11 protein-coding genes are annotated in these 12198 nt (G+C 68.6%); 10 read left to right on the top strand and 1 reads right to left on the bottom strand.

The genetic code is table 11. The annotated features are described in order from the left end of the window. The first annotated feature begins 163 nt into the window (after nucleotides 1–163). The 10 genes from ACAG26_RS14505 to ACAG26_RS14550 all read left to right on the top strand — a co-directional run bounded on the left by ACAG26_RS14505 (nucleotide 164) and on the right by ACAG26_RS14550 (nucleotide 9150). The gene (locus tag ACAG26_RS14505; RefSeq protein ID WP_370483294.1) at nucleotides 164–706 is read left to right on the top strand and encodes a PadR family transcriptional regulator; all 543 of its coding nucleotides are present in this window, start codon (nucleotides 164–166) and stop codon (nucleotides 704–706) included. 66 nt (nucleotides 707–772) lie between these two features. Then, a complete protein-coding gene (locus ACAG26_RS14510; protein ID WP_370483296.1) occupies nucleotides 773–1867 on the top strand; it encodes an inositol-3-phosphate synthase in 1095 nt (364 codons plus the stop codon). Between the two features lie 103 nt (nucleotides 1868–1970). Beyond that, nucleotides 1971–2864 carry an alpha/beta fold hydrolase gene (locus ACAG26_RS14515; protein WP_370483297.1) on the top strand — a complete coding sequence of 298 codons (894 nt, stop codon included), beginning with the start codon at nucleotides 1971–1973 and terminating at the stop codon, nucleotides 2862–2864. Between the two features lie 65 nt (nucleotides 2865–2929). Continuing rightward, complete coding sequence (locus ACAG26_RS14520) at nucleotides 2930–3766, top strand: LLM class F420-dependent oxidoreductase (RefSeq protein WP_370483299.1); 837 nt, start codon at nucleotides 2930–2932, stop codon at nucleotides 3764–3766. A gap of 45 nt (nucleotides 3767–3811) precedes the next feature. After that, nucleotides 3812–4612 carry an LLM class F420-dependent oxidoreductase gene (locus ACAG26_RS14525; RefSeq protein ID WP_370483301.1) on the top strand — a complete coding sequence of 267 codons (801 nt, stop codon included), beginning with the start codon at nucleotides 3812–3814 and terminating at the stop codon, nucleotides 4610–4612. A 20-nt stretch (nucleotides 4613–4632) separates the two neighbouring features. Next, the gene (locus ACAG26_RS14530) at nucleotides 4633–5319 is read left to right on the top strand and encodes a GntR family transcriptional regulator (protein WP_370483303.1); all 687 of its coding nucleotides are present in this window, start codon (nucleotides 4633–4635) and stop codon (nucleotides 5317–5319) included. A gap of 45 nt (nucleotides 5320–5364) precedes the next feature. Next, nucleotides 5365–7167, top strand: coding sequence for an ABC transporter substrate-binding protein/permease (locus ACAG26_RS14535; RefSeq protein ID WP_370483305.1), 1803 nt, complete (start codon nucleotides 5365–5367; stop codon nucleotides 7165–7167). Further along, nucleotides 7167–7904, top strand: coding sequence for an amino acid ABC transporter ATP-binding protein (locus ACAG26_RS14540; protein WP_370483307.1), 738 nt, complete (start codon nucleotides 7167–7169; stop codon nucleotides 7902–7904). Before ACAG26_RS14535 ends, ACAG26_RS14540 begins: the two co-directional genes overlap by 1 nt. Nucleotides 7905–7973: 69 nt before the next feature. Then, a complete protein-coding gene (locus tag ACAG26_RS14545; RefSeq protein ID WP_370483309.1) occupies nucleotides 7974–8477 on the top strand; it encodes a MarR family winged helix-turn-helix transcriptional regulator in 504 nt (167 codons plus the stop codon). 7 nt (nucleotides 8478–8484) lie between these two features. Further along, nucleotides 8485–9150, top strand: coding sequence for an SDR family oxidoreductase (locus ACAG26_RS14550; RefSeq protein ID WP_370483311.1), 666 nt, complete (start codon nucleotides 8485–8487; stop codon nucleotides 9148–9150). Nucleotides 9151–9235: 85 nt separating this feature from the next. Here ACAG26_RS14550 and leuS read toward each other — a convergent pair whose 3' ends face one another. Further along, complete coding sequence (gene leuS, locus ACAG26_RS14555) at nucleotides 9236–12115, bottom strand: leucine--tRNA ligase (protein ID WP_370483312.1); 2880 nt, start codon at nucleotides 12113–12115, stop codon at nucleotides 9236–9238. Nucleotides 12116–12198 lie beyond the last annotated feature (83 nt).

Consider the following 12198-nt stretch of genomic DNA (forward strand, 5'->3'; position numbering starts at 1 on the left):
TACGACCCCCGGCAGACCGCCGCGGTGCCAGCGACGCGTGAGCCGCACCGGCCCCCGCCGCGGGGCAACGATCTCGGCCAACGTTTGGCGGCGAATATATCGGGGCGATACTATGGCGCGAAGCGTCGAACCGTCGTAACAGCCGAGCAGAGGAGGTGACCCGATGCTGGAGCTCGCCATCCTTGGGCTCCTGCTCGAATCACCGATGCACGGCTACGAATTGCGGAAACGCTTGACCGGCCTGCTGGGGGCGTTCCGCGCGTTTTCGTACGGCTCGCTGTATCCCGCGCTGCGCCGGATGCAGGCCGACGGGCTGATCGCCGAGGACGCCGCCCCGGCCGGGACGCCGGTGCGGCGCGCCCGCCGTGTCTATCAGCTGACCGACGCCGGCCGGCAGCGGTTCACCGAACTGGTCGCCGACACCGGCCCGCAGAACTACACCGACGACGGCTTCGGGGTACACCTGGCCTTCTTCAACCGCACCCCCGCCGAGGCGCGGATGCGGATCCTGGAGGGCCGTCGCCGTCAGGTGGAGGAACGCCGCGAAGGCCTGCGCAACGCGGTCGCGCGGGCCAGCAGTTCGTTCGACCGGTACACCCGCCAACTGCACCAGCTCGGGCTGGAGTCCAGCGAACGCGAAGTCAAGTGGCTCAACGAGCTGATCGCCGCCGAACACGTGGCGCAAGGCCGAGCCGAACAGACCTAGGGCCGGGTTCAGGTCCAGCAACCCAGTGCACAGCACGAATCAGAAGGTAGGAGAAGGAGAGCGTCCATGAGTGAGCAAACCGCGCCGGAGGCGTCGACGGATGTGCGAGTCGCCATTGTCGGCGTCGGCAACTGCGCGTCCTCGCTGGTACAGGGCGTCCAGTACTACCACGACGCCGACGAGAACTCGACGGTGCCCGGCTTGATGCATGTGCGGTTGGGGCCGTATCACGTCCGCGACGTGAAGTTCGTCGCCGCGTTCGACGTGGACGCCAAGAAGGTCGGCTTCGACCTGTCCGAGGCCATCTTCGCCTCGGAGAACAACACCATCAAGATCGCGGACGTGCCGCCCACCAACGTGGTGGTGCAGCGCGGGCCGACCCTGGACGGCATCGGCAAGTACTACGCCGACACCATCGAGGTCTCCGACGTCGAGGCGGTCGACGTGGTGCAGGTGCTGCGCGACGCCAAGGTCGACGTGCTGGTCTCCTACCTGCCGGTGGGCTCCGAGGAAGCCGACAAGTTCTACGCCCAGTGCGCGATCGACGCCGGGGTGGCGTTCGTCAACGCGCTGCCGGTGTTCATCGCGTCGGATCCGGTGTGGGCCAAGAAGTTCACCGACGCCGGCGTGCCGATCGTGGGCGACGACATCAAGAGCCAGGTCGGCGCCACCATCACCCACCGGGTGATGGCCAAGCTGTTCGAGGACCGCGGCGTGCAACTGGACCGCACCATGCAGCTCAACGTGGGCGGCAACATGGACTTCCTCAACATGCTGGAGCGGGAGCGGCTGGAGTCCAAGAAGATCTCCAAGACCCAGGCCGTCACCAGCAACCTGCACCGCGAGTTCAACACCAAGGATGTGCACATCGGCCCGTCCGACCACGTCGGCTGGCTCGATGACCGCAAGTGGGCCTACGTGCGGCTGGAGGGCCGCGCCTTCGGGGACGTGCCGCTGAACCTGGAGTACAAGCTCGAGGTGTGGGACTCGCCGAACTCGGCGGGCGTGATCATCGACGCGGTGCGCGCGGCCAAGATCGCGTTGGACCGCGGCGTGGGCGGACCGGTCATCCCGGCCTCGGCCTACCTGATGAAGAGCCCGCCGCAGCAACTGCCCGACGACGTGGCCCGCACCCAGCTCGAAGACTTCATTTCCGGTTAGCCCTTGACTCTGCGCTGACCAGGCAAGCTACTCGCACATCTGCCTGGTACGCGCAGAGTCAGTGCGAGAGCTGACCCCATCAGGGCGAGGTAACGTCGGCTTCGTGATCTCCGACGACGAGTTGGCCGGGCTGTCCGAATTCGCGCTGCTGTCCGAGAACGCCGAGCAGGCCGGTGTGGCCGGCCCGCTTCCGCCCGTCGAACGGGTGCAGGTCGGCGCCGTCAGCGCGCTGCGCTGGGGCACCGCCGCGCCGCGGGTGGTGTTCCTGCACGGCGGGGCGCAGAACGCGCACACCTGGGACACCGTCATCCTCGGCCTGGGCGAACCCGCGGTGGCGGTGGATCTGCCCGGCCACGGACGGTCGACGTGGCGCGACGACGGCGACTACACGCCGCAGCAGAACGCGGCCGCGCTGGCGCCGGTGCTGCGGGAACTGGCGCCGGACGCCGACCTGCTGGTCGGGATGTCGCTGGGCGGGTTGACCGCGATCCGGTTAACGGCCACCGCACCGGACCTCGTCCGGCACCTGGCCGTGGTCGACGTCACTCCCTCAGCGCTGCAACGGCATTCGCAGATGACGCCGGCCGACCGCGGCACCGTGGAGCTGGCGCACGGGCCGCGGACCTTCCCCGACTTCGCCTCGATCCTGGACCTGACCGTCGCGGCCGCGCCGCACCGGGACCCGAAGTCGCTGCGGCGCGGGATATTCCACAACGCGCAGCGGCTGCCCGACGGCCAGTGGACCTGGCGCTACGACACCATGCGCACATTCCGCGACTTCGCCGAACTGTGGACCGACGTGTCGGCGATCACCGCGCCGACCACGCTGATCCGCGGCGCCGACTCGGCGTTTGTCTCCGACGCCGACGTCGACGAATACGCGCGACGCAGCCCGGGGCTGCGCAGCCATGTCGTCGCCGACTCCGGGCACTCCGTGCAAAGCGATCAACCCCGGGCCTTGGTCGACATCTTGCGCGGGGTACTCGATGGGCGTTGAGCCGGTTTGGTGGTCGCAATGTGCGGGTAGCCGCGCAGTGCGCCGATAGGCAAGGAGGCACCCCGATGCAGTTTGGTTTGTGCTACTTCCCCACCGACTACGGCATGCAGCCCGACGCTCTGGCGGCGGCCGCCGAGGAGCGGGGCTTCGAGTCGCTGCTGTTTTGTGAACACACCCACATCCCGGTCAGCCGCGAGTCGCCCTATCCCGGTGGCGGCGAGCTGCCCCGAATGTACATCCACACCTACGATCCGTTCGTGGCGTGCACGGCGGCCGCCGCGGTGACCCGCCGGCTCAAGATCGGCACCGGCGTGTGCCTGGTGGTCGAACGCGACCCGATCACCACCGCCAAGCAGGTGGCCAGCGTCGACCGGCTCTCCGGGGGCCGATTCCTGTTCGGGGTGGGCGCCGGCTGGAACCGGGAAGAGATGGCCAACCACGGCACCGATCCGCGGGTGCGGATGTCGATTCTGCATGAACGGGTCGAGGCGATGCGGCGCATCTGGCGCGACGAGCAAGCCGAATACCACGGCCAGTACGTGGATTTCGACCCGATCTGGTCGTACCCGAAGCCGATCCAATCGCCGCCGCCGGTCCTGGTCGGCGGGATGGGGCCCACCGTGGAGGACCGCATCCTGGCCTTCGGGGACGGTTGGCTGGCCCAAAACGTCACCGGGGACAACCTCGACGCCTTCGCCGAGCGCGCCGACAAGCTGCAGCGCCGCGCCGCCGACGCCGGCCGGGACCGGGTTCCGATCAGCCTGTTCGGCGCGTCGGCGGCCGAGGGCATGGCCGAGCGCTACGCCGCCGCCGGGATCGAGCGCTGCCTGTTCCTGCTGCCGGACGCCGACGACACCGAGGTCACCCGCAAACTCGACCGGCTGGCCCAGCGCCTCGGATAACGGGCGCCCGCCCACTTCGGCCGGCCGACCGCCTACCGTGGGCCTATGGCTTCCCATCCCCTCCGCATCGGTGTGCAGCTGCAGCCACAGCACGCCCCGCAGTACCAGCTGATCCGTGACGCCGTCCGGCGCTGCGAAGATCTCGGCGTCGACGTGGCGTTCAACTGGGATCACTTCTTCCCGCTCTACGGCGACCGCGACGGCCCGCACTTCGAATGCTGGACCATGTTGGCGGCCTGGGCCGAACAGACCTCCCGCATCCAGATCGGGGCGCTGGTGTCGTGTAACTCCTACCGCAACCCCGAGCTGCTCGCCGACATGGCCCGCACCGTCGATCACATCGGTGACGGCCGGCTGATCCTGGGCATCGGGTCGGGCTGGAAACACCGCGACTACCGCGAATACGGCTACGAGTTCGGCACCGCCGGCAGCCGACTCGATGAGCTGGCGGCCGCGTTGCCGCGCATCCAATCCCGGCTCGGGCAGCTCACTCCGGCGCCCACCCGCGCCATTCCGCTGCTGATCGGCGGCGAGGGCGAGCGCAAGACACTGCGCCTGGTCGCCCAGTACGCCGACATGTGGCACAGCTTCGCCACCGCCGACACCTACCCGCACAAGTCCGCGGTGCTGGCCGAGCACTGCGCCGCCGTCGGGCGCGACCCGGCCAGCATCGAACGCTCCGCCGCGGTCGGCGGGGAACAAGGGCAGGCCGGCGTCGACGCGCTGCTCGCCGAAGCCGACGCGCTGGCCGAACTCGGGGTGAACCTGCTGACCATCGGCAGCAGCGGCCCGGACTACGACCTGACCGGCGCCGAAGCACTTTGCCGCTGGCGCGACCGGCAGTAGCGTGCAAGACTCCCACATCGGTGCCGAAGAAGTATGGGGTCAAAGAGAAGGACCAGGTTGTGGCGCACATCCTCAACCTGGTGCTGACCGGCAAGCTGCGCACCGGTGACCGGGTCGACCGCAACGAGATCGCCGAGGAGCTGGGCCTGAGCCGGGTGCCCATCCAAGAGGCCATCCTGCAACTCGAACACGACGGCATCCTGTCCACCCGCTACCACCGCGGGGCGTTCGTTGAACGCTTCGACGAGGCCGCGCTGCGCGAACACCACGAGCTGTACGGCCTGCTCATCGGGCTCGCCTCGGCCCGGGCGGCGGCCAACCCCACCCCGGAGCTGATCACCCGGCTCGACGAGCTGATGGCGCGGATGCGGGCGTCGATGGAGACCCGCGCATTCCGGGAGGCTGGCTGGGAATACCGGCGCATCATCAACACCGCCTACGCCGGGCCGCGGCTGCAGGCGATGATCCGCGCGTCGCAAAGCCTGGTGCCGCTGACGTTCTGGGTGACCTACATGGAAAAACCCGACCAGATGCTGCCGTTCTACGAGGCCGAACACACCGCGATCCATCGGCGAGACCCGGAGGCCGCGCGGGCGGCGTGCCTGGGCCGTTCCGAGCTGATGTCCCAGCTCATGCTGGCCGAGTTGGTGCGACGCCGGGTGTTCACCGCGGCGCCCACCCCGGAGCAACCCGCCGCCGTGTTCTGACGCACACCAAGCCCCGCCGCTAGCTTTGCCCGTTACCGTGAGGAAATGACGTTTCGCCCGAACCGGGCTATCCAGCTCGGCAGACGAGTGCCGGCGCTGATCGCCACGCTGCTGATCGTGGGCAGCCTCGGCACGGCGCCGCCGGCCGGGGCCGCCCCGGACCAGTGCGCCCCGCCCGGCATGGAGAACGCGATCGCGTTGCCGCCCAAGCTGGCCAAGGCCAAACGGCCGCAGGAAGACAAGTACACCACCGCCGACGTCGAGCCGTTGGAAGACGTGGACATCAACACGCTGGGACTGGGGACGCCGGGCGTGTTGACCGTCGGCACGCTGTCCAACAGCCCCCCGGCGACCTGCATCACCGCCGTCGGGCACTACACCGGTTTCGATAACGAACTGCTGCGCGCCATCGCCCACAAGCTGGGTCTGCGGGTCAACTTCGTCGGGACCGATTTCTTCGGCATGCTCGCCCAGGTGGCGTCCGGCCGCTTCGATGTCGGCTCGGCCTCGATCACCGCGACCGACGCGCGGCGCCGCACCGTCGGCTTCACCAACGGCTACAACTTCGGGTACATGTCGCTGGTCGTCCCGGTCGGCTCGGCGATTTCCGGGTTCGACGATCTGGCGGCCGGGCAGCGCATCGGCGTCGTGCAGGGCACCGTCGAGGACGCCTACGTGGTCGACACGTTGGAGCTGGAACCGGTGCGGTTCCCCGACTACAACACCCTGTACGCCACCCTGAAAAGCCGCCAGGTCGACGCCTGGATCGCGCCGGCGCTGGAAGCCCTCAACGTGGTGCGCCCCGGCGACCCGACCGCGATCGTCGGAAACACGTTCAGCCTGGGCAACTTTGAAGCGTATGCGGTCGCCAAGGAGAACCGGGCGCTGATCAACGCGCTGAACTCGGGGCTGGACGCGGTGATCGCCGACGGCACCTGGCCCCAGCTGTACACCGACTGGGTGCCACGGCCGCTGCCGCCGGGCTGGGCGCCGGGTTCGAAGTCCGCGGCCACCCCGCACCTGCCGGACTTCGCCGCGATCGCCAAACGCAACCACAAACTCGAAGCGGATGCGCCCGAACCGAAGTCCACCCTTGAGCAGCTGCGGGACTCCTTCCTGGACTGGCAGCTGTACGCCGAGGCGCTGCCGGTGCTGCTCAAGACCGGGCTGCCCAACACCTTGTTGCTGACAATCAGCGCCGGCGTCATCGGCCTGGTGGCCGGTATGGCGCTGGCGGTGGCCGGGATTTCGCGTACCCGCTGGCTGCGCTGGCCGGCCCGGGTGTACACCGACATCTTCCGGGGCCTGCCCGAGGTGCTGATCATCTTGTTCATCGGGTTGGGCGTGGGCCCGCTGGTGGGCGGGTTGACCGGCAACAACCCGTATCCGCTGGGCATCGCCGCGCTGGGGCTGACCGCCGCCGCCTATGTCGGCGAGATCCTGCGCTCGGGCATCCAAAGCGTCGAATCCGGCCAGCTGGAGGCGGCCCGGGCGCTGGGGTTCAGCTACTCGTCCTCGATGCGGTTGGTGGTGATCCCGCAGGGCATCCGGCGGGTGCTGCCCGCACTGGTCAACCAGTTCATCGCGTTGCTCAAAGGTTCGGCGCTGGTGTACTTCCTGGGTCTGATCGCCGGGCAGCGCGAGCTGTTCCAGGTCGGCCGCGACTTCAACGCCCAAACCGGCAGCCTGTCCCCGCTGGTGGCCGCCGGGCTGCTCTACCTGGTGTTGACCATCCCGCTGACCCACCTGGTCAACGTCGTCGACGCCCGGCTGCGTCGCGGCCGGGCCGGAGAACCCGAAGAACCCGCCGATCTACTCACCACGACGTCCGGGCAGGAGATGACGTAATGGCCGACCGTGAGCCAGTCTCCCTGGAAGGCAAGGACATTCACTTGTCGTTCGGCAAGAACACGGTGTTGCGGGGCGTCGACCTCGAGGTGCCGGCGGGCAGCACGGTCGCGGTGATCGGACCGTCCGGCTCCGGCAAGTCCACCATGCTGCGCACCCTGAACCGGTTGTATGAACCCGATCGCGGCGACGTGCTGCTGGGCGGCCGGTCGGTGCTCGCCGACGATCCCGACGATCTGCGTCAGCGCATCGGGATGGTGTTCCAGCACTTCAACTTGTTTCCGCACCGCAGCGTGCTGGACAACGTCACGCTGGCGCCGCGCAAACTGCGCCGGCTGTCCGAGGACGCGGCCCGGGAGTTGGCGCTGCGGTTGCTGGATCGGGTGGGCCTCAAACACAAGGCGGAGGTGCGGCCCGGCGCGTTGTCCGGCGGTCAGCAGCAACGGGTCGCGATCGCCCGCGCGTTGGCGATGGAGCCCCAGGTGATGCTGTTCGACGAGGCCACCTCGGCACTGGATCCGGAGTTGGTCAAGGGCATCCTGGCGCTGATCGCCGACCTGGGCGCCGAGGGGATGACGATGGTGGTGGTCACCCACGAGATGGGGTTCGCCCGCTCGACGTCGGATGCGGTGGTGTTCATGGACCACGGCAAAGTGGTGGAGTCCGGGCCGCCGGAGCAAATCTTCGAAGCCGCCGCGACCGAACGGCTGCAAAAGTTCCTGTCCCAGGTGCTGTGATGGCCCGTGGTGGCCAACATCACGGAACCGTGCTCCCGCCAACCGGCAAGCAGGTTAGACTAGCGAACTATGGCGGAGAGCAAAGCCAGCGCGCCGGAGGTGACGGCACTGGCCGAGGGACTGCACCGCACCCTGTCCAAGCTGTTTTCCATCCTGCGTCGCGGCGATCCCAGCGGCGCCACCACCGGCGAGTTGACCCTGGCACAGCTGTCGATCCTGGTCACATTGCTTGACCGGGGCCCGATCCGGATGACCGAACTCGCCGCCCATGAACGGGTCCGCACCCCGACCACCACGGTCGCGATCCGCCGACTGGAGAAGATCGGCCTGGTCAAGCGGACCCGGGACCCGTCGGACCTGCGGGCGGTGCTCGTCGACATCACCCCGCGCGGCCTGGCGGTGCATCGGGAGTCGCTGGCTAACCGGCGGGCGGTGCTGGCGACAATGCTGAGCCGGCTGTCGGAGGCCGAATTGGACACCCTGACGCAGGCGTTGGCGCCGCTGGAACGGCTGGCCGCCTGCGAGCAGCCGGCGTGCGACGCCGACACCCCGCCCGCCGACGAGCAAACCTGACTCGCGGATGCCCACCGCACTGATCACCGGCGCGGCCGGCGGAATCGGCGCGGCCATCGCCACCGCGCTGGCGCCGAGCCACACCTTACTGCTCAGCGGGCGTCCCTCGCCCCGACTCGATGCGCTGGCCACCCGGTTGGGTGCGACCACCTGGCCGATGGACCTGACCGACACCGACACGATCGGAGCCACCACCGAAACCATCGACACCCTCGACGTGCTGGTGCACAACGCCGGGGTGATGGTGCCCGGCCGGGTCGCCGAATCCCACGCCGACGAGTGGCGGGCCACCTTCGAGGTCAACGTCGTCGGCGCGGTGGCGCTGACGCTGGCGCTGCTGCCGGCGTTACGCGCCGGGGAGGGTCGGGTGGTGTTCATCAATTCCGGGGCAGGACACAAGGTTTCGGCCGGGATGGCCGCGTATTCGGCCAGCAAGTTCGCGCTGCGGGCGTTCGCCGATTCGCTGCGCGACGACGAGCCGTCGCTGCGGGTGACCACGGTGTACCCCGGCCGGGTCGATACCGCCATGCAGCGCGACCTGGTCGCCTTCGAGGGCGGTGAGTATGACCCGGCCCGGTTTCTGCGGCCGGAAACGGTGGCCGAGGTGGTCGCGCACGCGGTGACCGCGCCGCCCGACGCCCATGTCCACGAGATCGTGCTGCGGCCGCGCTGACCTTCGCCGCGAACGTGCGCAGAATGCCGGCTTTCGCCGCCTGTGGGCGTACAACTGCGCACGCTCGCGGGAAGAACGGGAAGAACTAGACCACTAAATTCACCAGCCGGCCCGGCACCACGATCACCTTCTTGGGCACCGCGCCCGCCAAAAAGGCCTGCACCTTCTCGTCGGCCAACGCCGCAGCCTCCAGCGTGTCGGCGTCCGCATCGGCGGGCACCGTGATGATCCCCCGCTTCTTGCCGTTGACCTGAACCGGGAATTCGACGGTGTCGGTGACCAGGTACGCGGACTCGGCGACCGGAAACGGGCCGTGCGCCAACGACGTATCGTGCCCGAGCCGCTGCCACAGCTCCTCGGCCAGGTGCGGCGCCAACGGCGCCAGCATCAGCACCAGCGGCTCGACCGCCGCCCGCGGCACCCCCTCGCGGTGTTGCTTGGTCAGGTAGTTGGTGTATTCGATCAGCTTGGCGACCGCGGTGTTATTGCGCAGCGCCGCATAGTCTTCCGACACCCCGGCGATGGTGCGGTGCAGTGACCGCAGGGTGTCGTCGTCGAGGGCGGCGTGGTTGGCGACCCGGCTGGTCCCGGTCTGCTCATCGACCACCAGCCGCCACACCCGCTGCAAAAACCGGTAGGCGCCGACGACGTCCTTGGTGGCCCACGGCCGCGACATCTCCAGCGGGCCCATCGACATCTCGTAGACGCGCAGCGTGTCCGCGCCGTAGTTGTCGCAGATCTCGTCCGGTGAGATCGAATTCTTCAGGCTCTTCCCGATCTTGCCGAATTCCTGGAAGACCTCGACATCGCCGTCGGCGCTCGGGTAGATGAACACCCCGTCGCGTTCCTCGACTTCGGCTGCCGGCACGTAGGCGCCGCGGGCGTCGGTGTAGGCGAACGCCTGGATGTAGCCCTGGTTCACCAGCCGCCGGTAGGGCTCCCGGGAACTGACGTGGCCCAGGTCGTAGAGCACCTTGTGCCAGAACCGTGAATACAGCAGATGCAGCACCGCGTGCTCGACACCGCCGACGTACAGGTCCACCCCGCCGGGGTCGTCCGGGCCGTGCTCGGCCGGCCGCGGACCCATCCAGTAGGCCTCATTCTCCTTGGCGCAGAACTGCTCCGGGTTGTGCGGGTCGATGTAGCGCAGTTCGTACCAGGAGCTGCCGGCCCACTGCGGCATCACGTTGGTATCCCGGGTGTAGCGCTTGAGGCCGTCACCGAAGTCCAGCTCGACATGCACCCAGTCGGTGGCCTTGGCCAGCGGCGGGGACGGTTCGCTGTCGGCGTCGTCCGGGTCGAACAGCACCGGCGAATAGTCCAGCACGTCGGGTAACTCGACCGGCAACGCGGCCTCGTCCAGCGGGTGCGCCCGCCCGTCGCTGTCGTAGACGATCGGGAACGGCTCACCCCAGTACCGCTGCCGCGCGAAAAGCCAATCGCGCAACTTGTATTCGGTGCGGGCCCAGCCGCGGCCGTCGGCGGCCAACCGTTCGGTGATCGCCTTCTTGGCCTCGGCCACCCCCAAGCCGTCGAGCTCACCGGAGTTCACCAGCACCCCGTCGCTGCTGTAGGCGGCCTCCGAAATATCGCCGCCGGCAATGACTTCCACAATCGGCAGACCGAACTCGTGGGCGAACTCCCAGTCGCGCTGGTCATGGCCGGGGACCGCCATGATGGCTCCGGTGCCGTACCCGATCAGCACGTAGTCGGCGATGAAGACCGGCACCTTCTCGCCGTTCACCGGGTTGGTGGCGTAGCTGCCCAAAAAGACCCCGGTCTTGGCCTTGTTCTCCTGCCGCTCCAGATCGGACTTGGCGGCGATGCCGGCGCGGTAAGCCGCCACCGCATCGCGCGGGGTGGCGGCCCCGTACGTCCAGCGCGCATCGACGCCGGCGGGCCACGCGTCGGTCACCAGGGTGTCGACCAGTTCGTGCTCGGGCGCCAGCACCATGTACATCGCCCCGAATAGCGTGTCGGGGCGGGTGGTGAACACCTCGATATCGCCGGCGTCGGTGCCGAACAGCACCGCGGCACCGGTGGAGCGGCCGATCCAGTTGCGCTGCATGGTCTTGACCTTCTCCGGCCAATCCAGCACATCCAGATCCTCGAGCAACCGGTCGGAGTAGGCGGTGATCCGCATCATCCACTGCCGCAACCGCTTCCGGAACACCGGGAAGTTTCCGCGCTCGCTGCGGCCGTCGGCGGTGACCTCTTCATTGGCCAGCACGGTGCCCAATCCGGGGCACCAGTTCACCAGCGAGTCGGCGCGGTAGACCAGCCGGTAGCCGTCGATCACGTCGGCGCGTTCCCCCGCCGACAGGGCGGACCAGTCCCGGCCACTGTCGAGTGTGCGTGCCCCGGAATCGAATTCGGCGACCAGCTCGGCGACCGGGCGGGCCTTGTTGGTGTCGGGATCAAACCATGCGTTATAGATCTGCAGGAAGATCCACTGCGTCCACTTGTAGAAGTCGACGTCGGTGGTGGAAAACGTCCGTCGGCTGTCGTGGCCTAACCCCAGCCGGCCCAGCTGGCGCCGGAAGTTGACGATGTTGGCCTCGGTCCGGGTCCGCGGGTGGGTGCCGGTTTGCACCGCGTACTGCTCGGCGGGCAACCCGAAGGCGTCGAACCCCAAGGCGTGCAGCACATTGTGGCCGGTCATCCGGAAGTACCGGGCGTAGACGTCGGTGGCGATGTAGCCCAGCGGATGCCCGACGTGCAGCCCGTCGCCCGACGGGTAGGGGAACATGTCCTGGACGAACATCTTGTCCTCGGGCACCGCCGCGCCGTCGGCCGGGGCCAGCTCGCCGACCGGGTTGGGCACGTTGAACGTGCCGCGGCGCACCCAGGTGTCCTGCCAGCTGCCTTCGATGCGTCCGGCCAACTCCGCGGTGTAGCGGTGCGGGGGCGCGTCGGCGTCCGCGTCGGGGGCGCCGCGAACCGGCGTAGTCGAGGATTCCGTCACGTGAACAGGGTATAAGGGCCGTACCGGCGGCCCGGTCGGCGACCAGGTTGGTCTCGGTTGCGTTGCGGACCGATCAGGGCTTC

Origin of the sequence: Mycobacterium sp. pUA109 (assembly GCF_041287095.1) — a bacterium.
Classification (GTDB): Bacteria; Actinomycetota; Actinomycetes; order Mycobacteriales; family Mycobacteriaceae; genus Mycobacterium.